This window comes from Clostridium nitrophenolicum (assembly GCF_055391695.1).
This window is the reverse complement of sequence record NZ_AP042469.1, coordinates 1,975,472-1,998,172: the sequence shown is the minus strand read 5'-3', so window position 1 is coordinate 1,998,172 and position 22,701 is coordinate 1,975,472. Positions and strand designations below refer to the sequence as shown.

The window sequence follows — 22,701 nt, the reverse complement described above, 5'->3', positions numbered from 1 at the left end:
TCCCTACACTCTTCAGGAAATTTGATGCCTATTCGTTCCTCTTCATCTTTATGATTCTCGTAACAATATATAGAATATCTTCGTGCATCTCTTAATGCTTGTAATAATTTTAATATTTCAACATTGTCAAGTTTTAAATTTAAAATATACACCCAATTTACAAGATTTATGAATTACCTTTTTAATTTTCACTATATATATTCTTTATAGTAATATGCTATCTATTGTAAAAAAAGCCCCTAAGGGCTTAATTACTTTATATTATATTGTTTTTAGTTAAGAGTAACAATAACTTGGCCACCTGTAAGCAATGAGCTGTCAAACACTAACTCTAATCCTGTTTTTCCCTTAGGCACTTCAACTACATAAACTCCACTTAGCTTTCTTCCAACTCCAATTGTGCCATCTAATTGACCAGCATTAGCTGCTGTTTGTCCCATTAAAGAATATTCGCAAGCTCTACCATCTTTATCTACTACCTTAAACATTACTAATGAAGATACTGTTTTTTCTTCTTTTGATATATTTTCTACAGTACAATCTATGGCTATAAATTCATTTCCATCTTTAGGGGCAGCGAACTCATTGCCGCTAACAGGATATACTTTATTAACAGTTATTTTATAGTCTTTTAATTGTACTACATCTCCAACCTTAAATGTTTTAGGTTCATTCTTTTTAGTATCCTCAGATGCTGGTTTACTGCTTGTACTAGTGTTTTCTGCTACTTTAGTAGGCTGGTCTTGCTTAGAACTACAACCTCCAATAATTCCTAGCATTGCAACTACTAACAATACACTTACTATTTTAGTTTTCATGAAAAAGTTTCTTTGGCCCTTTCCACAGTGAATGCACTTGCTTACTCCTTTAACAATTTCCTTACCGCAAACCTTACAATTTGTCATTTTATCCATAAGTAATTCCCCCTTATAAGTATGTAAAATTCGAATTAATTATATCAAAATTTTATGTTTTTTGCAAATATGAGGAAAATACCATAATCAATCTCAATTTTTGAAAAATATACAGCATAAATCTATTTAATTTTTACGCAGTTATATTATAATTTAACTGTAACACTGACATTTAAATTTAAATCACTTAAAGCTAAAAATAATAATTTATCAGAAGAAAAGAATAAGCAGCTAAAATTAGGCCAGTAATTGATTTAAATCAACCACTAGCCTTTTTACCTTAAATATTCCCCAACATAATTTAATATGCTAATTACTTCATTGTTTCTGCTATCTTATTTATAATATCCACTCTTTCAGGACCTAGAACTCCAGATAACTTTGTTGGCATAAATCCATTTTTATAAACTCTATCTCCATTAGCATTTATTATAGCTACAACTGTTTTCTCTAGTTCCTCATAACTTAGTAAGCCCTCTAGATATGTATCAACTAAATCTCTCAATTTACTTGCTAATTCTTTTGGGTTTTTGTAACTTGCTCTCATTTTTAATGTACTCCTTTAATTTCTTTTCTTAAGATTTTTAATATTTATATATGTACTAATTATTACAGCTATTATAGCTACAGCATTGATTATTATGCCAAAAATACTCAATTTACCACCTGTAATTACAAAGCCATAAACTATAAAAGCCATAACTACAATATTTATTATTATTGAAACTACATCCCTCATAAAAACTTCTCCTAACTTTAAGTTCATATATTTAGTTTTTACATTAGTACTACTTTTCTAAACACTCTTTCCTGAGTAATTATAACCTATATTCAACAAAATAAAAAGAACCATAGGTAGATTAATGATTAAAAATCCACTTACAGCTCTTTCATAGTAGAAAATTTTTTAAAGTGGAATATAATATTATTGATTAGTATTAATATGGAGTGTATATACATTGAACTATGTAAAAAGTACTAGATCTAGTGAAGCTAATCTTAATGAAAAATATTTCAGACCTTCACCGCTACCAGCTTTAAATAATAAAAATTTTAATTTTGATTTTTTTGATAAATATTCAAGTGGAAACTACAATAAAATTATTTTACCTGATTGGCTATTTACTTCTCCTGAAGATACAATCATAAATTATTTTAGCATATTAAGAGAGGCAGAAAGTATATCAACAGGAGGCTGCGGCACAATCGGACTTGTTAAACTTCCATATCCTATTTCATACAACTTTTTTACTTCAAAATATCAAAGTAATGTAGATTATAAAACTTATTTAAATTTCTTCAAAGATATAGGACACATTAACTTAATTAAGCTTAATAATGTAACTGATGAAAATACTCCAAAGGGAACTTACAAATATTTTATTGAAATAGAAACAATAGAGCCCTCTATAAAAGGTAATACAAGTTTTGCATATTATTATGGGTTTGTATATATAGAGGAGGAAGATGGGAAATATAAAATTTCTGATATAGACTTAAGAGGCGAAGATTTTCTATGTGCGGCTTATCACGGATGGAGACATAATGCGGAATTTTATGTAGATACAGTTTATGGAGACTGGTGTAAGCTTCTTAAAAAAAGATATCCAACTGAACAAAAAGGCTACATTAAAAATATCTATATAACTGGTAATGATGGACATGAATATAAATTTCAATTCTTTCAGCTTACAAATGGAACTGATATAGAAATTTATCAGTTTATTAAAGATACCAATAACGAATGGAAGCCTATAATCATAGACGTAGATAAATGTATACAACGGTGGAGATGCCCTTATTCCTTGTATCCAATGTATCTTTTGTTATAAAAAAATTGCACTTACTTAAAAGTAAGTGCAAAGATAAAGGATTAAATATATTTAAATTAACACCATTGTATAAAAATAAAAGGAACTTCTTACGAAGTTCCTAATAAACAAGTTATAAAAACACATACGATGTTATATTTAGAATAATATTATTATAAATATAACATAATCCCTATGCATTTTCTTTCCCTCCGAAAGATTGCAATTAAAAGTAAAAGGCAGGTCTCCTGACTCACGGGTCGTTCTCCTTCTTCCTTCCCAGATAAATCCAGTGGATATAGAATTCGTCTCCGTATACAGTAGCGGGGGCTGTAGTGGATTTTCACCACTTTCCCTTTTAAACATTATAAAAGTACCTAAAACTTTATATTAAATTTTCTTTTTAACACATTATTTATTATATCATATCATTTTTTATATTACCATATTCTTATAATAATTTTTACAAATAATTTTAAATATACTAATAAAAACTACAAAAGAAAATTTTTATCTAATCATAAAAAATCCCCTACTGTTTTGTTATAGCAAGGGAGTATAATCAAAGTTTTCATTTAGAAAACCTATAAAATTCCTTAACAAAAGCTTTTTCATAATAGAATTCATGTTCATAGTAACACTTCTTCATCTTCTCCATAGTATATAGCGAGTATAATCAGTTACCTGAAAATCGGACAAGTATAATATATGCTGATTTGACTCAATAATAAAAAATAATTGCAAAGGAGAAATGTAATATGTCATATAATAACAATCTAAATGAGAAATATAATACTCTATGTCATGATCCATCTGTTACCTTAGGCGCTCAATGTATAGTTCAAATTGGCACACGATTCTTTTTTCTTGTAGAAATAGAAACACCAATTGAACGTGTTATTGTTATAGAAATTACAGCTGCTCAATTTGCTGCACTAAGAGCTGCAGGAGTACCTGTTTGTCCTATATTAACTTCTGTTCCTACTGCTGTGGCTGGAACAACTGTAGAGCTTAGATGTACCTTTATAGTTGGTGACGAAGCTTTTATCGTTTTTGAAATAGAAAATGCTAGAGAAAGACTAGTAATAGTAAGAAGTCCTCTTTGCACAATAATCTAGTAACACTTTTGCCAGGTAGTCATGTACTACCTGGTTTATTATATTACTCTGTTTATTACTTATCCGAATAAAAAAACTTGCGTATCTTAAAGTTTCATAAGCATTAGCAATGTATTTGCAGCATGCGGCATCAAGTAAGTCTTAATTTTTTCTCCCTTTTCTTTATATACTATATCCAAAGCGTCCTCTATAGTTTTTACCACAGTGATATTAGAATTTTTAACTAATTCCTGAGATCACCAATCTTCCTTTAAAAGATTAACCCAACCCTTACTCGATTACCAAATGTTTGACATTAAATTTGTTGCTATTAGTATATGGTGTAATTATTATTTTGATATAAGAATATGCATATTTTCACAGCAATATATTCTGAGGTGTAGGTTAATTTGGATATTTTTAACCCTATATAGAGAAATCAACCAGAAAGTTAACTTATACAAGGGTATATGTTTCAAAAGCTGAAGGTAGATTTAAAAACTTTTGTCATAATAGAATTCATGTTCATAGTAACACTTCTTCATCTTCTCCATAGTATATAGCGAGGATAATCAGTTACCTGAAAATCGGACAAGTATAATATATGCTGATTTGACTCAATAATAAAAAATAATTACAAAGGAGGAATATAATATGTCATGTAATATGCCATGTAACCATAATCAAGCTGTTACCTTAGGTGCTCAATGTATAGTTCAAATTGGCACACGATTCTTTTTTCTTGTAGAAATAGAAACACCAATTGAACGTGTTATTGTTATAGAAATTACAGCTGCTCAATTTGCTGCACTAAGAGCTGCAGGAGTATGTATTTGTCCTATATTAACTGCTGTTCCTACTGCTGTGGCTGGAACAACTGTAGAACTTCAATGCACCTTTATAGTTGGTGACGAAGCTTTTATCGTTTTTGAAATAGAAAACGCTAGAGAAAGACTAGTATTAGTAAGAAGTCCTCTTTGCACAATAATCTAGTGAAACTTTTGCCAGGTAGTCATGTACTACCTGGTTTATTATATTACTCTGTTATACTTATCTTTGTCCAATAATAACAAACATTTCATTGTTATCAATTTGGTTGATTGTCGTTATCCCAATCTGTTGAAAGTAACTTTTTATCTTCTCCATATTCGGTAGATTATCTTCTGCCACTACTTCTGACACATTCTTATGAAGGTTATTTATTGCATCTCTGCTTTGTGAATGGCATATAATGAACTTACCTCCAGTTTTTAAAAGTCTGTTTATGGTCTTAATCATTGTTAACTTATCTTCAAAGTGTGGAAAAACAGAATAACATATAATATAATCAAAACTCTCTTTTGGTAAATCTACCTTTAAAATATCGTCACATACAAATGAAACATTCTCAAAGTTATATTTACTTTGTGCTACTTCCAGCATTTTATCAGCAATATCAATTGCTATAACTTTACCGTCCTTACCTACATAGTTAGAAAGATAAGGAACTAAAACTCCTGTACCCGTACAACAATAGAGGATACAATTCTGCCTGCTATCATGCTGTATTTTGCATTTAAAAATACTCAAGTGCAGGAGGGCTGCTCTTAAGTATTTTTATTTTAGGGATTAGGCTTTAATATTAAAATTTACTTCAAAACTACATTTATTTATAAAGCAATTTGCATGCCAGTATCAGAATTCTTGATATCTGTATTAAGACTCGTGAATTTTATCAATTTGAAAATACATTCAGTCTCAATTCGATAAAAATGTATAAATCCATTTCATTTTGATACCACTTAAGTAAATTGCCCCAAATAGTCAATTAAGTATAAAAATAGAGCACACCTCTTGGTAAGCTCTATTTTTATCTTAAAGTTAAATTCAATTTACTCGAAAGGATATTTTATTCCCCATTGACCTCTAACTTCATCCATTATGTTCATTACATCAATAGACAATCCTAAGGTATCCTTATTATTTTTATTTAGCACATAGTTATTCATATCTTCAACCTCATAAATTAGTGCTTTTGAAGTTTCACCAACCTCTATAACTTCCACTTTTCCATCTGGATAAGTTATAGTAGCTTTATCTGCTCTTGGGAAATTATCTACAGTTATATACCCTAACTCTCCTGCTACAACGCCCTTCTTAGGTTGTTTAGCTCTCATTGTCAAAGAAATTACTGCCATTTCGTTATCAGAATTCTTAAGTATTATACCTGATTGCTCGTCCACACCAGTTTCAAATTTCTTTACTGTTGTTAAAACTTCCTGCGGTTGACTTGATAGAAAATATCTAGTAAAGGATAGCGCATATGTGCCAATATCAAGAAGTGCACCACCAGCTAAATCCTTACTAAAAAACCTATTATTAACGTCATATTCTTTAAGACTTCCAAAAGATACTTGAATCATTTTAATCTTTCCAAGTTTTCCTGAGTCAACAATTTCACGTAATCTTTTATATAATGGCATATGATAAATGGTCATGGCCTCTGCAACCATCAAACCTTTATTTTCTGCTAAATCAGCTATTTCTCTTAATTGTTTGCTATTTACGGTTATTGCTTTTTCACAAAGCACATGCTTGTTGTTTTTAAGGCTTTCTATTATATATTCATAATGATTACAGTGAGGAGTTGATATATACACTATGTCAATTTCATCATCTCTTAACATTTCCTCGTAGTTATCGTAAATCTTTTGCACATTATAATTATTTGCAAACTGTTTTGCCTTTTCAAGAGTTCGTGACCCTACAGCATATATACTTCCGTTAACCTCAACAATAGCCTTTGCAAAGTCCGCTGCAATTGTACCTGGTCCTAATATTGCCCATTTTATTTTATCCATATTTTCACCTCATACTTTAATAGTTCTGCTCTTATAAATTATTGTAATACTACTGCTAACAGCTATCAATACCTTGTACCCTTGTTGATAGCTTAAGTATAAATCTATATCAAATGATTTTAAAGCCAATGCTTAGTTTTAAGCATTAGCTTTAGTGTAAATAATATAATCAAAAGTAACAGATTTAATTAAGAATCCTACCGGTTCCAAAAACAAATAAACCTTATGATATTAAATAAAATTATAAACTAGTTTTAAAACCTTTTCCTTGAACCTCAGAAGCATCTAAAATAGATATGAATGCTTTACTATCTATTTTAGTAACAATATTTTTAAGTTCAGGTAATTGAGATAGGGGTATAATACAGTAAAGTATCTTCTTTTATCATGAATATAGATAATGTACTAATATATAATAACATAAATACTAAATAGTAGAGAAGAATAGCCAATGGAATAGTGGTACATTTTATATGAGAGAAAGGTAGTATATAGGATAACCTTATCCATTGTAGGAGAGTAATGTATAGGATATGAACAAACCCCTATGCGATGGTAACAAATAAGATAGCAATAACCATTATAGGAGGGCAATACAACCAATAGGTCAAAACAAAGAGGAGTATTCATTTGGACATAAAGAAAGAATTATCAATGTTTTAAACGCATATAAGTAGCGTATTTTATTAAAATTAGGTGCTGTTTAAGAATGTTGTTGATTTTAAAGCATATATTAAGGGAGCTTCAAATTTGAAGTTCCCTTAGATTCGTAATTTAAGAAAATTGCGTCTTAACTTCAACCACAAGTATTGCTTTTTTTCTTTACTTTAGCAAATATGCCATAGGGGTAAATCTAATACCATCTACAGTTTGCTCCTCATCTGTATCAAGAAAACCAAGACGATGATAAACTTCTATTGCATATGGAGATGAATTTACTGTAATCTTGTTAATATTATTCTGACTTTTACATATCTTTTCAACTGTTTCAAATAAACTTCTTGCTATACCTTGCCTATGGTACTCCTTATTTACAAATAACATGCATATATGATTAACTCCTCTTGTTGCAATTACACCTGTTAAATTATCATTATCTATACATCCCCAAAAGCACATTTCTCCTTTATCAAATTTTTCAATGATAGAATTGTATGATATAAATTTTCTGAACTCCTCAATGCCTTGTTTTGAGTAATCTGGTGCTTCAAATTCTTGAAATACTGTCCACACTAACTCAAGAGCATTTCTAATATGATTTTTCTCCAACTTTATAATTTCCACACAAACACACCTACCTAACAAAATATATCACTTCGCATTTTCTAACTATTATGTCTATATTATTTTGCAAATTGATTTTACTATTTGTTATGCCACTCAAAATTATACTAAATTTCTCTTTTCTCTTCTAATATCATCAGTTATTTTTATAATTATTGTAGCTAAAAAGGATGGCATTAAGTTCACAAATAGAATAATACATACAGTACGAGGAAAATTTTCGATTCCAAAACCTGTGTTAAAACCTTTATATATTATAATATTGAGTTGATTAGCAGTTATAAAAAGTATAGTATTTAATGCTCCAACAATACTTGGTAAATAAGAAATTTTTATATTTTTACTATATTGGTATATTATATAGAAACATATGAGATTGGATATACTTAACAATATTGAAATACCATTACGAATTATTTCAACAAATGTCCCTGAACCACTTGGTATTATCATTATAATATCAGCAAAATACATTAATAAAACTATAAATATCTCACAGAAAATAATCCTTCTGGCAAAATCTGTTCTGATATAAAAATGAGTCAAGGCTGTACATACCAAGGTTATCCCTGTATAAAAAATAAGCTCATCTAAACGGGGGATATATTCTATAATTTCTTTGCCAAAGATATATCGAAGCATATCAACTCCAGGACTTCCAGTTATAATAATCATAAAGAATGGTAATAGTCCAATAATAATCAAAAGTATGCTAAAAATACTTAGATTACTGTGTAGGGATGGCTCTTTTGTCTTATTATTTTTAGTACACTCTTTAAACCTATTCATTTAAATCACTCCTCGTATAAATTAAAAAATATTATATTTAATACATTCTACAGTTCAATTATGTGTTACATGTAAATTATACCATTATTCTCATGTTGTCATAACGTATTTTTATAATATAATGAGTGTTTTCTATTTTCTGCCACCGCATTGTTTAGTTGTCCAAAAGCCTTGTTTACATTTTCAAGTTAAGTAATTATGTCACCTTTATTTACCATTATGATTTTATATTACCATTTGATGGTATAAAAATAAAGATTAGGTTAAAATTATCAATACCTAATTTTAAAAAATATTGAAGAACTGAGAAAGGGATATATTATTTGTGGATAATCCAATAATACAACTCCAATTCTTGTAGTTCTTTTAAAAACATAACAATTTAGATTTATATCTATTTCTATAATATTTAGTTGATAATTTTCAATACCTAAGTAGTGAATATCTTTTTCAAGTTATATATCTTCCTATAATGAATATCATCATCTATGCTGTAATTATAAATGTATGTATTAGGATACATATTTTCTCTTATAATTCTCCCAACCTCAATACACACTCCAGCAGGTGCTGCTATAAACAAGTGTATATCGTTATATTTACTATATATACTATCTAGCCTATCCTTAACTATTTTTTTTATGTTTAATACATCAGCTCTGTAACTTAAATAGCTAAGCTTAGGTGTATCTACTTTAACTGATAACAAATCATATTTTTGACTCATCACCACTTTAATATCGTCTTCCTTTACATAGCCACTTACACTTATCGCTACAGCTAAATGTTTGCTATCATTTTCAACATAATTACAATCTAATTTGATGTTATCCTCTTTCTCATCAAATACCCACTCTTGTTCGTTTTCATTATACTGATATATCTTTATATTTGGATTATTATTTTGCATTAAGTAACCTAGTGCAACAAGCAAAGGTATAGGTGCTATAGGAAATATATGAATATTGTCACTATCAATATTGGCTATAATAGAATTATAAAAATTAATTAAGTCTCTCAAATAGTTCTTCCACTCTTCATCTGTATTAGGTCTTATATTTTTATGCCCATATTTATAGTCCGCAGTATTTTCAAGATTATATTTTGTTTTTATATTTGCATAATCAAGTGGTAGACCCATTATCTTAAAATCTATAATAGTATCTCTTTTCATTGATTTATTCTTGTTAAATCTCTCTCCTTCAATATAATACTTTCCATGTTTAGCTACATCTACAGAATAATCATAAATCCACTTTGAATATTCTGTAATCCAATTAAAAAATAAAAAATAGCTTTGATTATTATCACTATCAATGTTTCCTACTATAAAACCAGCTGGATATTCATCATATTCTGCTCTTGCTTGTTTACAAAAACACAATTCTATATTAATTCTTCTATCATGTTTTACAATAGCCTCATGACAGTGACCTCCCAAATACATATCAACACCTTTTGACTTAAATAAAGTTTTTAGGTTATTCCTAACTTCACTATTTAGATCCTCCAGTCTATGATGCCCAATTACTATATTAAAATCTTCTTTTTCTACACCGTCAAAGCATCTGAAAACGCTATTTAATCCAATATGAAGTTTGCCATCTTCTTTATTTGAATCATAACACATCCATGCTGTATTTAAATGTATTAAATTTGCACCGTCATCTATCTTCTCCACAAAATGAATTTTATCTTTAGGATACTCTCTATCTAAAATATTTCTATAAGTTTCAAAAAATCTGACTTGACCACCTATAAGCTTTTTAATTTTATCTTCCTCAATATCCTTATCTAAAATATTATTTTGCCAAAGTTCTTCAACTATATCTTTTCTATCTTTGGGAACATTCCTATCTAAATCATGATTTCCTGGAACAATGAAAACATTATTTTTAGATACGCCTGTTTTATCAATTATTTCTAAAATAAGATCCTCTGCAATATCATACCCAACATTTTTGTCACTTAAATCCCCTGTTATTATAATAAAATCGAATGAATCTTCTTTATTAAGTTCTTCAACTTCATCAATAAGTGACTCTCTCATAATTTTAGTTTTTATTTGATCACAGTATGAATGCAAGTCCGATAAATGAAGCCATCTATATTTCATTTTATTTCCTCCTCGTCTTAAATACATTTTCAATCGCTCAACAGTGCCTCTTCAAATTCTTTTGTTTTCATGTTTCCAGCCCATAACTTTATTCTATTAATTCCTACAATTATGAAATATGCATAATCGCTATCTCCTGGTTTATCATTTCTTAAGGTCCTTTTCCATGAGAAAATATCCACTATAGATGGAGTTGGATTTTCAGTTGGATGTGTATGCCAATTGCCTTTAAAATATAAGCATCTATTTTTAGCCTTGCATAGTAGTTCTTTATGCTTCTTATCTCTTCTTATAAAATAACATCTTAATTGTATGTCACTACTTCCGGGTTCTGTTATATCTATAATTCTTGTATTTCCATTTATATCTGTTCTACCTAATAATAGTCCTCCACTCTCTGGTACATTGCTAAATAATTGTTTATATCTATTTAACTTAACCACTACGTTTTTCTCTATCAGAATACTTATATTACCTACTTTAAATTCCAGATCCACAAATATCACACCCTTTACTTATGTAAGAATAACTTGCTATTACTTCCCCTCCACAGCTAATATAAGTACCACAATCATCATATTTATTCATTGTATTAACTGAAAATAATAAATTTTTATCACATTTAGTTCCTTGTAATATATTTAAAATCACCTCAACTATCATTGCTGTTCCTTTGAGCAGTACTATATTCCCATACTTATTAATAACACCACCACAACCAGTACCTGTCAACTCGTCATTATAATTATTACTGTTACTAAAATGAGCTTTATTATTTTTACTACCTTCGTATAAACAATTAAAGCAACCTTTGTTATTATAATCTACTAACAAAGCATGTACTCCCGCCCCTCTTGATTCGATCCATGTAAATAAAACTGATGTACTTATATTGTTATCTTTAAAATATTTATTTAGCTTTAGCATGTAGTCGGTTCCGCCAGTTGCAATAACAATTAAATCATACTGTAATAAATTGTATGTGTCGATACTACTAACGTCAAATTTTCCCTTCTTTAGATTAATATTTACTTCTGGAAAATTTGCCTGTAACTGAAATTTCATACCAACAACTTTACTGTAGTTTGCGTTCATAGCTCCAAGGTAATGCCTTGGTATATTTTCCATAAGCAAAGTATCTGAATCAACTATAGTAATATTTTTTACTCCTATTTTAGGCAACTCTGAAACTACATAACTTCCCAAAGAACCTACTCCTATAACGATGATATTTTTATCTGCAATACCATTCATTACACCGATTCTTTTAAATAAGTGATCCATATTACATCGTTCACTACTATAGTAGTGAACTGATGCAATATAATTAAGACTTTCATATAGCTTAAATATTTTATTGCGGTTAAAATTCAATCTTGCTACAAATGTAATTGGTACGACCCCAGGTATATACATTTCAAATACTACAAATAAATCTTCATTTTTAACAATTAACTGTTCTAAAATTTCTAAATTTTCTTCACTAATACAATTATTAAAAATCTCTTTAATGGTGTTAACATTCCATTTATGATTTTCAATTGGTGGCATAACTATGTTGCTGTTAATCAGTGGAATATATAATACTTGATAACTTTTTTCTGTATATTTATTAAAAAATGTTCCATTAAGCTTAATATCATCATCAATAAATGTTAACATATTTTTCTTTTCATATGACTTTAACATCTTTACTTTATTTGATGTATTAGCATATAATTGAATTTTATTTTTATTCTTTGAATTTGAATTCCAAAAGTACAAAAATTCTTTTCTGAACTCTCTTTTTTCCTCTTCCTCATTCATAGTAAGTAATCTTTTTATTCTAATAATAGTATAATCAATAATCTCTTTATAAGTTTTATTTCTAATACTTATGTCCTCTCTAACTGACAGACATAACAAAAAAAGTTCATTTTTTTTCACTTGCATATAATGAGGTTTAGGTGCTTCTTCAGTATTACATAATAATACTTTTGGAAGAGTATATTCATCTATCCAACAAAAAATCAAATTGTACAATTCACTATTCAATTTTAGAGTAAATTTAATAGAGCCATCTTCCCAAACTTCAACATTTGAAATGCATTCTATTGATTCTAAATAACTACTATATTTATTATGCAAAACTGTCTTCACTGTTTACCTCATCAGTTTCAGGAAGTGGAAATTTATCTCCAAATATTTTTACCATTATTTCTCCACCTTCTCTTTCTTTATCCGATTCTACAGCTTCTTTTAAATTACTTTCAAATGTTGTCCACCTAGTATAAAAAGTTTTAATATATGAATCAGAATTTCTCATTTTAAAGAAACAATCAGATCCTGGTTTCTTTGGCAATCTACATTCATTTAAGATTATAGATTCTTCTTCATTTTCATCTTTTGTTACAGTAAATATTACTTGAGTTATGTTTTTTACTGTTTCATATAATGAGTTTAAATCATTATATTCATCATCTATCTTGTAACTTTTAAAATTCTGACATACTAATATTGTTAAGGCTATACTTGGTGGGATTTGATGATCTCCCCTTGCAGTTCCATACTTCTCCGCCTTCCACCACTTTACATATCTAATAACACGTTTTTTTTGTTTTCTTTTTTCTTTTTCTTCATCTGTTAAATCCAAACCTTCTATTTGTAAATTATCCTTTTTGAAATACTCATTTAACCCCTCTGGATCAGCTTTCTCCCATTTCCTATCCTCTTCAGATGCTGTCTTCCTCCCTCTTGCAAGATAAAGAGTTCCGTTATCATTTGCATAAACAGGAAAATCAATGTGATATTTTTCCTCACCGGCTTTAGTATATTTAACTGTAACGCATGGCTCCTTTATTTCTGGTTGTCTATTAGTATTTTTTAAAGCATCTTGTGCTATTTTTTTTATTTCCACAGGATTATCATATTTACTGATATCCAAATTAATTATTGTTGCTACATCAATATCAAATGCTGTATTTCCATGATTGATAGTAGTTCCTATACAGTAACTTCCTTGATCTATAAATCTAACATCTGAAACCTTAAATTCTTCTTCAAACTTATCTTTAAATTTTTCTGGAAAAGAACTTGTAAAATCATCTTTCAATTTTTGCTTTTTATCTCTTATTTCCTTATTCCCATAGTATTTTACCTCATCATTATAAAAAGTTTTGAATTCCTTTTGCAAAATAGCCATTATCATTTTCCCCCTATTTTTAATTGTTATTAAACTTACTCCATTGACATTAATATCAACCACTAGCTAAATACATAAAAATTAAACTAAGCTATTCATTAAGAAATTATAATTTTCTATCAAACCAATTCTTGATGGTCAAACTATTATTAAATTCAGTCTAAATTATGTATTACAAACATCTTCTAATTTAGATATTACAATTACATTATTCTACAATTCATAATATTTTCCTCCAATTTTGTAAAAGTTTATTATGAAAAGTAATAAAAAACAAAACGCTCCAACCATAATTAAGATTTAGAGCGCTTATTGATCTTATAACTAAAAATTTGTATATAATTTATATACTCACTAAAATCTTATTAATATCTTCACTAACAGCTATACGTTCATTAAAAAAGATATAGCTTTATCCTGTTCTGTAAGCAAAACATCTTTAATAACTGCGTTTTTTATTAAATGTCTAAAAAAGTAGCCTATAACTTCAGATTCTCATATATTAAAGTAAATCAACTGGTAGTGTATTGTTTTGCTTTTCAGTGAATTTTTTCCCTCTTACACGATAATAACCGGGGCTTGTGGTTTCCTCATCAAAACTAGCGATCCAACCTTTCTCCTTAAAATAAATTAGTAGATTCTGATTTTCATCTGTGATAGGAACTTTAGGTCTTTTCCCTTCAAAAAGGCCTGCAAAATCAGTTAAATTAGCATCAGTCATGCATTTTTTTATTTTATCAACACTTAATAGATTTAAGTGATAATATAAGACTCTCTTTTTACAACTACTATCTACTTCAACATTAGACATTATTTCATATAAAAGATTATAAGAAAGTATTAGCTGGTTATCGTAAATTTCTTCAATATTCAAAATGCATAACTTTTGTATAGCATCTTTTATAACAGGAGAACTTTTTTCATATAATTTAATAAGATATTCTAAATCATTGTTATCAAACTTGTTCCTAATTATAAATAACTGCACTTCTTCAGAGTAATCATGATTAACTAAACTAATGGTATTAGGCGTTTTTTCAATTAAAGTGATTTTATGTTCATCAGCAATATTGCCCTCATCTAACAAGCTTAAAATCTCATCATGATTAGTTATCTCATCATCTAGGCAATTAATATATTCTTGAATATTGTTACATATAAAGTATATGAGCAAATTAGAGTAATTCGCTCTTACAAATTTAATGTTTTCTTTTGTCATACCGATAATCCCGAGTCGAATAATAATTTTCAACTTATCATCTTCGATATCTTCATATGTAAATTCATTTATTATATGCTGATAGCCTTTTAGAATCATTTCATATTTTTTGTTAGTTAAAGCTTTGTTCGTAATGATTTCAGCAAAGAATTTTAATATATCTTGTCCTTCAAATTCTTTTTCAATATCTTCATAGTTAAATATTATTGTACTAGGATTGTCATTTAAGAAATTTATAATTGTATCATCTATGGATGCTGCATACATAAAGTAATAAACTAGCACATTATGTGTAGAATATTCAATGATATTATTTCTTAATAATTCTTCCCAAAGACTATCTTTATCGCTTATATCGTTTATATCTGAAATAACTGTTGATAAGTTTTTAATATATAAAACTTTGTCATTGATTTCAATGTCATTATTATTTAAAATATTCAATACGTCACCCTTAGAGTCTATAATTCTACCATCTAAATTCTCAAGCAAGACTTTAATATATAAATTTATATTTTCCTCAATATAGAGTTTTAAAGGCTCATCAGGCTTAGAAGAAATAAGGGTATAATTTTTTCTTTTAAACTCATCGATATTAGAGAAATTATATATTTTCTCTAATACCAACTTAATCATAGAGAAATTTAAATCATATAAATTATTTTTGTAGACTTCATTAAATAATTCTTTATTTGATTTTTCATAATCAATATATTTAAATTCAATATTTAAGGCAATAAGCTTACTTATTATAAGATTAATATTGGGCTCAATAATATCAAGAAAGTCTGTCTTTGCAGAAAAGCAAAGAGTAATACAGTCATTAATGTTCATTCTTTGAATGTCTTCTACAGAAGAATAATAAAGTGTATAGATCATGTACTTTTTTCTTTGCTCTTCAGTAATATTTTGATCCAATAGCAAGTATATCCACAACTCTTGCCACGTAGCGTTTAGTTTTCTAACAAACTTTCCTACATTTGTAGCTTGTATTAGATACTCCCATACAAAATCAAAGCGTTGATTATCTTTAATTTGTTTTAATAGTGTACCTAAATAGCTGTGTTCATTTTCTAAAATATAATCTAATAAATCAAAGTTAAGTGTCTCTTCCTTTTCAAAATCACTAACTTTTAGTCGAGAAACAATTGCGGCTTTATCCTTTAACTTGTATTTACGATCTTTGGCTATTTCATCAGTAATGCTTCTCAAGAAAATCTTATCTGATCTAGTTAGGCTATTTTCATAAAAATATGTTAAATAGTCAAAATACGTTTCATCAATATATCCATTCTTTATTAGATACTTTATCAAATCATAATATTGATTATTAACAATATCTTCAAACTTTGTTAACCTTCCGTCTTCATCTAAAAGATTGTACTTAAATACTTCATCTCTATTGTCTTTTGTAATAAGTTCACGCATTTTTAAAGAATCTAATCTATCTTTTTCATTTTGTAATTTCACATTTTCTTCTTGTAGCTCATTTATACCATTATTCATTTTTTGTTCGATAATACTTTTTCGTTCTATATAATCAGGCATTTTATGTATTTTATCTAATTTAACTTGAATATCGACAAAAGTATAATTTTGATTATGCAAGTTATTTATAATTTGTATATTTCCACTAGAACTTTTTATTTTTTTAATATATTCAAGTCTACTATTAAAACTATCATCATATTTTCCATTCACGTTATAGTTAAATAATCCAGATGTTAAGTATAAAGTGTCTAGCTCATCTATGTCATTTAATTGTTCATTTTTTATAGATTTAATTCTAAGTAAATTGTTTTGAATTTTTGCATCTATCGTTTTTTTACAACTTTCAATAGTAGTATCTTTGTTAGCAAATATATGATATACAAGTCCAGAATTCAATTGTAAATTACTAAAATCTTTAGGAAAAATATTCTTGTAAACTATCATTGCTAGCAACTTATTACAATTTAATTCTGTTGATTGAATTCTACCATGATATATAACATATTCATTGTAAGTATTTTTTAAGATTCTCATGTCATCGATATATAATGATAGTCTCTCTAAAAAAGATTTATCAAAATTTTTTATAATGCCACCATCTGCAAAATACTTTAATACTTGATCGTAGGAGTTGGAACTATCAATTACTGGCACTACTGGCATCATAAAGTCAAAAAACTTTGTTCTATCTTTAGATGTAAAAATATCGTCTCTAATAAGATATAAAAACCTTATAGGCTTTTTCCCAGATCTCTTATTAACTAAAAAATTAATCTCTCTTAGTTTGCTGAAAATAACATTATTATTATAACGGTCAATGTCTTCAAACACTATAGCGTCTACATTTGCATTTTTGAAAAGATATAAAATTTCATCTAAATATTTATCAAAGTATGATTCGTCATCTTTTTCAAAAATCTCAATTTCAGTGTTTTGCAATTTGACTTTTTTAAGAATAGGTTTTTGCATCTGCATTTTTATAATTTGATATAAGTATCTTGAAAATACTACTGTACCTAGGATAAGAGAAAAAATAAATGATTCACTTCTAGTTGTAAAATATAAAATATCTTTCATAGCAGTACTGTCAGATTGCCTTATAATTGTTGTCCATTCTTTAAATTTGAGCACATATAATAGCAATATTGCAAACAATCCTAATAGAATAGTATGTTTTAAAACTTTACCACCTGTTATATCATACTTTATTTTAAATCGTGTCATTGGTATTTTAATTGGATCAATTTGATGAATAAGTTGATTAATTATTTTTCCTTCTAATTCTATTTCATTAGATTTTTTACTAGCTTCTTTTTCATCAGTATTGATGTTCTTCAACTGTTCGAAATACGCTAGTGAAATATAAATAAATCTTTTATCTTTATGTAAGTCTTCATATGTTTGAATAACACTGCTCTTACCTGCACTATAAGCACCTGTAATTGCAATGTTTAATAAATCAGGATCATTAAATACAAAATCTAAGGATTCCCTATAATACTCCATGTTATCACATTTTGTGGGAGTTAGTTTTTGCAAATTTAGATTTTTAATATCTTTACTATCCATAGCACCACTTTGATTATTATTACAAAATAACTTTTTAAACCACTCCATAATCGTCAAATCTCTCCTTAAAATACAATAGACACCATTATACATCAAACTTCATGGTTAATCATATCATATAATTACATATTATTCCACACATCATCTTTTTATAGTAACAAAACTAGATATCATTTACCATAAAACTACATTGTTATGAATTATTTTTTTAATTGCTTAGTATGAAAATAAGCTTTTTATTCAATGAAATCTTTAAATAATAAATTACAAGGCTATTGCTATAGACTAATATAAAACCTTATTCTGGCTATTTAAATTTAAAAGAGACCTTATGTTAGTGAAATTAAGTTTCGTAGCAAATATTATCCTTCATTACATTTTCTAATATTACTTAATCTTATATTACTTAATCTTACTATTAAGCATTCAAATAATTGCGAGCATATAATTGTGCTATTATTATAGTGGAATTTAAAATGTTACAAAGGGGGATAAATATGAAGAAAACATTAATGTTAGCTGCATCATTAATTATGACAATTTCTCTATTTGCAACTGGGTGTTCACAAAAACAAACTAATAAGACACAGGAGCAGCCTAAGCAAGAACAACAGGCTTCTAGCCCTACATACGCTCATCCTGATCTACTAGTCGATGCAGACTGGCTAAAAAGCAATTTAAACAATGTAGTAGTACTTGATACAAGAGAGGCAAAATCATATAAAGCTAAACATATAACAGGCGCCGTAAATGTTGCATGGCAGCCATTTACGGATATGGAGGCTAAAAAACCAGGTGACAAGGGATGGGGAACATTACTTGAACCTACTAAACTTTCTGGAGTTATTGGAAAACTTGGTATAGATGGTTCAAAACCAGTTGTTATTTACAACGGTGCACCAGAAAAAACCTGGGGTGAAGATGGTAGAATCGCATGGACACTCAGAATGGCAGGAGTTAAGAATGTAAAAATACTAAACGGTGGATGGAATGCTTGGGAAGCAAAAGGCTACCCAACTGATGCTAATATACCAACTCCCGAACCTAAAAACTTTACTATTGCATCAATGGATCAAAGTTTAAATACAACTACAGATTATATCAATGCTAACCTTGAAAAAATCAAAATAATTGATACAAGAGATGTTTCCGAATACAATGGGGCAACAAAGTACGGTGAAAAAAGAGGTGGACATTTACCAGGAGCAATAAATATTCCTTGGACTCAAGTATTTAATTCAGATGGTACTTTTAAGAGTCAAAAAGATTTGGAAGCTCTATTCTCTTCAAAGGGAATTAATAAAAATGACGAAATAGTTACTTACTGCACAAAAGGTATTAGATCTGGTCATATGGCTATTGTACTAAGAATGGCGGGCTACGATAAAGCTAAAAATTATGATGCATCCTTCTATGAATGGGCAGGCAATGAAAATCTAAAAATCGAAAAATAATTGTAAAAAATGGGCTGTTGCAAAATGAAAGTTTTGCAGCAGCCCCTTTAAAATATTTTATCTCAATAACCAGTTATAGATTCTAAATAATCCCTTGATTTAAATTATTTAATTTGCTAATTATCTTTCTCAATTCTATTATAGGAATTATTTTTTGTGTTCCATACTTTAATAACCATTCATCTTTTTCCTTTGCTAAACACAATATATTCCCATCACCTAGCTTTTTCTTTTCATTTAGTTCTAAGTCAACTGACCAACACACTACATAATCAAAGGTTTTGTACGGATGATCATGTTTAAATAAATTGCTTAATTTATATTCGACTTCGACTAATGTCTTATTGTTATTATAATCTAAACAAATCATGTCTGTAGTAGCTTGATGAGAATAATGTCCTATTTTATTTATATATTTTATTAAATATTTAGTTTTTTCATTAGACATTATAATTGCAAACAACAATGCTACCTGAGCTTCATTGTCAGGTTTTTTTACAATAGGAAGTTCATTTATACATAAATTATCCATAGTATTATATGACTCTAACCTTTCTACAATTTTTCTATGTTTTTCCTTTATTATGTATTCTGTTTCCTCAGTTTTTCTTAGTCTAAAATATCCATCATTAGCTAGAGGTATTATACTTTCATTTATTATTTTTTTAGTTTCATCAAAAACCCATTTAACCTTAGCATCATCAAGATTAGATATATTATTTCTATCTGCTGTTAACTCAAATGCTTGAGAGTTAACTATCAAATGATAATGGTGAAAATTAGGATCTGACATTAAATTTACTTTCTTAGTAAAAGGTATAAAATCTTTGGCTAAATATATCCCAAACCTAGATTTTAATGATTCTCCTTGTCTTAATTTTGCAATTTTCTTTCTATGATTTATTCCTGATACAGTTCCATAAATCTGAAATGATACATATTCACCATCAATATTTGTTGCTTTATGATATGGTCCAAAATGTCTGCAATAGCTAACAGACCTTTTATAAATTAGCTCTCCTACATCTTCTTTTGGGTTTTCTTGTGGTGGTGAAAATTGGTGTACACCTGCAATCTCTTCCTTTAAATTTAATATTTTATCTTCTATAAAAATTCTAGGTGCTATTTGCATATTATTAATATACTTATGTAATTCTGTATAATTTGCAAAATAAGTTTTAAAACTACCTGCTGCAGTAAACCAAAGTACATAGTCTTTTATAGTTTCAAAATTAAAATATTTTTCAGGATTATCTATAACATAGTCCTCAATTAATATTCTTGTTCCAACATTCCCTAATTTAATTTCATTTTTTTCAACAATATATTCTGGCAATTCGTTATCACATAAAGACTTCCAGGGATTGCTCATTATTACCTTATAGGCTTCATTTTCTTCTGTTTGTGTATATAGTGTTATCTTTTTACTTTTAAAATAAACTTTAGTACCTAATCCTTTCTCCCCTATTCCTATATTACTTTTATTTGAATCTCCAAGATTAAAAAATCTATGGATATCATTTATCTTCATACCCTTACCATCATCTTGTATTTCTATTGTAAAATTACCACTTTTATTTCTATATACAAGTATTGATATCATTTTTGACTCGGCATCATGTGAATTACTAATAGCCTCTCTTAGAATTTCTAATGGATTTACAATATTCTGTGCTATTTCCTTAAATAGCGATATATCTTTTACTTGAGGCTTATATTTTTCCACTAAAACTACACCACCTTAAAATAAAACTAAAATTTTTGTACTTATGCGATTATCGCATATTTTATTGTTTTCTTTATTTTAAAATTAATACATATTATTTTAAATATTAAGGATGGTTGCTGTGTTAGGAAAGAATATAACCGGAAGAAAAATAAAATTAATAAGAGAATCAAAAAAAATTACTCAAGACCAACTTGCAGCACGTATAAATATTTATGGTATTGAATTCGACCAAACTATAGTTTCCAAAATTGAGAATCAAGTTAGACAAGTCACAGACTATGAAGTTAAACTTATTGCTAACGCATTAGGAGTGAATGTTGAGGATTTGTTCGATAAATAAAAATAAGACAATGTCTAAATTATATTATCAAGAGTACTTTTTATACTGCCCTATTAGTATAAAAATAAGTAGGATATTAAATAGATGCAGATTAAGCAAATAAACATATCCTCAGAACTCCTTGTTTTAAATATTTTGAAGTCATACTTTTTGTTTTTAAATGGATATAACAAAGGTATACCTGTAACAGTTAGACTGTCTAATAATAGATGAGTTCCATAGTTTAATCCCCATAATAATCCTAGTTTTACGTTGTATAAACTTAAAGCTAATGAGGTTGCCAATAGAGCTAACATGGTATGAGTTACCCCTCTGTGTTTTAGCCCCACTTTATAATCCCAATCTGCTACAGAAGATCCTGCTAAAACTATAGGGAAAAACAGAATATTAGTTGTATTTATAAAAGGTAATGTTGCAACAGCTCCAGCAAACACATGAGTTATTTTCATCATAAATTTTTATCACCTCTATCTAAAAACATATCAAAAAAGATATCCAACGAATTGGATATCTTCATGTTTCTTAAGTTATTGATTTCACTTACTTTATACCATTTATTTAAACTATGATACTATAGTACTATTTATTTATAACTTAATATCTTTTATATTTTTAATTTCTATATATTTTATTCCTCGCACCTGCTCACGCCTCTTGCACTTGCAGACAATCCAGAATTCTACTGTTGCTTTAGTTTCTGCTAGTACATCTATTACGTCTTTTATCTTAATTTCTTTTGTGCGGTTATATATATCATCTTCTAATATTATTATTTTGCCCATTTTTAAGATAAATATACAATCTACATAATTATTTTTTATTTTATATTCTATAATTTATTATTATTTCCCTGAAGCTAAAGAAAGA

General features: G+C 28.1%; 20 protein-coding genes, 1 pseudogene and 1 riboswitch. Of the genes and pseudogenes, 5 read left to right on the top strand and 16 right to left on the bottom strand.

Annotated elements, in window-relative coordinates; genetic code table 11:
* Positions 1-272 precede the first annotated feature (272 nt).
* From ACZ5N4_RS09280 to ACZ5N4_RS09270, 3 genes are all read right to left on the bottom strand, one after another.
* On the bottom strand, positions 273-818 hold the full coding sequence (locus tag ACZ5N4_RS09280) for a DUF4352 domain-containing protein (protein ID WP_464210878.1): 546 nt from the start codon (positions 816-818) through the stop codon (positions 273-275).
* 409 nt (positions 819-1,227) lie between these two features.
* Positions 1,228-1,461: a TIGR04540 family protein gene (locus tag ACZ5N4_RS09275; protein WP_464209258.1), complete on the bottom strand. Its 234-nt coding sequence runs from the start codon at positions 1,459-1,461 to the stop codon at positions 1,228-1,230.
* A gap of 15 nt (positions 1,462-1,476) precedes the next feature.
* Entirely contained in the window at positions 1,477-1,653 is a 177-nt protein-coding gene (locus ACZ5N4_RS09270) for a hypothetical protein (protein WP_464209257.1), read from the bottom strand.
* A gap of 220 nt (positions 1,654-1,873) precedes the next feature.
* On the opposite strand from ACZ5N4_RS09270, the gene ACZ5N4_RS09265 reads away from it, so the two are divergent.
* The 3 genes from ACZ5N4_RS09265 to ACZ5N4_RS09255 all read left to right on the top strand — a co-directional run bounded on the left by ACZ5N4_RS09265 (position 1,874) and on the right by ACZ5N4_RS09255 (position 4,815).
* Complete coding sequence (locus ACZ5N4_RS09265; RefSeq protein ID WP_464209256.1) at positions 1,874-2,746, top strand: hypothetical protein; 873 nt, start codon at positions 1,874-1,876, stop codon at positions 2,744-2,746.
* A gap of 200 nt (positions 2,747-2,946) precedes the next feature.
* A riboswitch (cobalamin riboswitch) is annotated at positions 2,947-3,121 on the bottom strand.
* 362 nt (positions 3,122-3,483) lie between these two features.
* Positions 3,484-3,843: a hypothetical protein gene (locus ACZ5N4_RS09260; RefSeq protein WP_464209254.1), complete on the top strand. Its 360-nt coding sequence runs from the start codon at positions 3,484-3,486 to the stop codon at positions 3,841-3,843.
* 633 nt (positions 3,844-4,476) lie between these two features.
* Positions 4,477-4,815 carry a hypothetical protein gene (locus ACZ5N4_RS09255; RefSeq protein ID WP_464209252.1) on the top strand — a complete coding sequence of 113 codons (339 nt, stop codon included), beginning with the start codon at positions 4,477-4,479 and terminating at the stop codon, positions 4,813-4,815.
* Between the two features lie 57 nt (positions 4,816-4,872).
* Here the strand turns inward: ACZ5N4_RS09255 and ACZ5N4_RS09250 are convergent, their stop codons facing one another.
* The 10 genes and pseudogenes from ACZ5N4_RS09250 to ACZ5N4_RS09205 form a co-directional block, all read right to left on the bottom strand.
* Positions 4,873-5,391, bottom strand: a complete 519-nt coding sequence (locus ACZ5N4_RS09250) for a class I SAM-dependent methyltransferase (RefSeq protein WP_464209249.1) — start codon at positions 5,389-5,391, stop codon at positions 4,873-4,875.
* Positions 5,392-5,693: 302 nt separating this feature from the next.
* A complete protein-coding gene (locus ACZ5N4_RS09245) occupies positions 5,694-6,662 on the bottom strand; it encodes a Gfo/Idh/MocA family protein (protein WP_464209247.1) in 969 nt (322 codons plus the stop codon).
* Between the two features lie 241 nt (positions 6,663-6,903).
* A pseudogene (locus ACZ5N4_RS09240) lies at positions 6,904-7,044 on the bottom strand (YitT family protein); the annotation flags it as partial.
* Positions 7,045-7,484: 440 nt separating this feature from the next.
* A complete protein-coding gene (locus tag ACZ5N4_RS09235; protein WP_464209245.1) occupies positions 7,485-7,946 on the bottom strand; it encodes a GNAT family N-acetyltransferase in 462 nt (153 codons plus the stop codon).
* Between the two features lie 102 nt (positions 7,947-8,048).
* Complete coding sequence (locus ACZ5N4_RS09230) at positions 8,049-8,735, bottom strand: hypothetical protein (RefSeq protein WP_464209243.1); 687 nt, start codon at positions 8,733-8,735, stop codon at positions 8,049-8,051.
* Positions 8,736-9,165: 430 nt separating this feature from the next.
* Positions 9,166-10,851: an SAVED domain-containing protein gene (locus ACZ5N4_RS09225; protein WP_464209241.1), complete on the bottom strand. Its 1,686-nt coding sequence runs from the start codon at positions 10,849-10,851 to the stop codon at positions 9,166-9,168.
* A 29-nt stretch (positions 10,852-10,880) separates the two neighbouring features.
* Positions 10,881-11,348 (bottom strand): Mov34/MPN/PAD-1 family protein, encoded by a 468-nt coding sequence (locus ACZ5N4_RS09220; protein ID WP_464209239.1) that lies wholly within the window; start codon positions 11,346-11,348, stop codon positions 10,881-10,883.
* Positions 11,332-12,990: a ThiF family adenylyltransferase gene (locus ACZ5N4_RS09215; protein WP_464209237.1), complete on the bottom strand. Its 1,659-nt coding sequence runs from the start codon at positions 12,988-12,990 to the stop codon at positions 11,332-11,334. Before ACZ5N4_RS09215 ends, ACZ5N4_RS09220 begins: the two co-directional genes overlap by 17 nt.
* Positions 12,971-14,032, bottom strand: a complete 1,062-nt coding sequence (locus ACZ5N4_RS09210; protein ID WP_464209235.1) for a cyclic GMP-AMP synthase DncV-like nucleotidyltransferase — start codon at positions 14,030-14,032, stop codon at positions 12,971-12,973. Before ACZ5N4_RS09210 ends, ACZ5N4_RS09215 begins: the two co-directional genes overlap by 20 nt.
* Positions 14,033-14,534: 502 nt before the next feature.
* Positions 14,535-18,359: a YobI family P-loop NTPase gene (locus tag ACZ5N4_RS09205; RefSeq protein ID WP_464209233.1), complete on the bottom strand. Its 3,825-nt coding sequence runs from the start codon at positions 18,357-18,359 to the stop codon at positions 14,535-14,537.
* A 449-nt stretch (positions 18,360-18,808) separates the two neighbouring features.
* Here ACZ5N4_RS09205 and ACZ5N4_RS09200 point away from each other — a divergent pair, with 449 nt between their 5' ends.
* The gene (locus ACZ5N4_RS09200; protein WP_464209231.1) at positions 18,809-19,765 is read left to right on the top strand and encodes a sulfurtransferase; all 957 of its coding nucleotides are present in this window, start codon (positions 18,809-18,811) and stop codon (positions 19,763-19,765) included.
* Positions 19,766-19,847: 82 nt separating this feature from the next.
* On the opposite strand, the gene ACZ5N4_RS09195 is transcribed toward ACZ5N4_RS09200, so the two are convergent.
* Positions 19,848-21,491 (bottom strand): ATP-binding protein, encoded by a 1,644-nt coding sequence (locus ACZ5N4_RS09195; RefSeq protein ID WP_464209229.1) that lies wholly within the window; start codon positions 21,489-21,491, stop codon positions 19,848-19,850.
* 121 nt (positions 21,492-21,612) lie between these two features.
* Here ACZ5N4_RS09195 and ACZ5N4_RS09190 point away from each other — a divergent pair, with 121 nt between their 5' ends.
* Positions 21,613-21,834: a helix-turn-helix domain-containing protein gene (locus ACZ5N4_RS09190; protein ID WP_464209227.1), complete on the top strand. Its 222-nt coding sequence runs from the start codon at positions 21,613-21,615 to the stop codon at positions 21,832-21,834.
* 53 nt (positions 21,835-21,887) lie between these two features.
* Here ACZ5N4_RS09190 and ACZ5N4_RS09185 read toward each other — a convergent pair whose 3' ends face one another.
* Positions 21,888-22,286, bottom strand: coding sequence for a metal-dependent hydrolase (locus ACZ5N4_RS09185; protein WP_464209225.1), 399 nt, complete (start codon positions 22,284-22,286; stop codon positions 21,888-21,890).
* A 135-nt stretch (positions 22,287-22,421) separates the two neighbouring features.
* Positions 22,422-22,616 (bottom strand): hypothetical protein, encoded by a 195-nt coding sequence (locus ACZ5N4_RS09180; protein ID WP_464209223.1) that lies wholly within the window; start codon positions 22,614-22,616, stop codon positions 22,422-22,424.
* Positions 22,617-22,701: the final 85 nt, after the last annotated feature.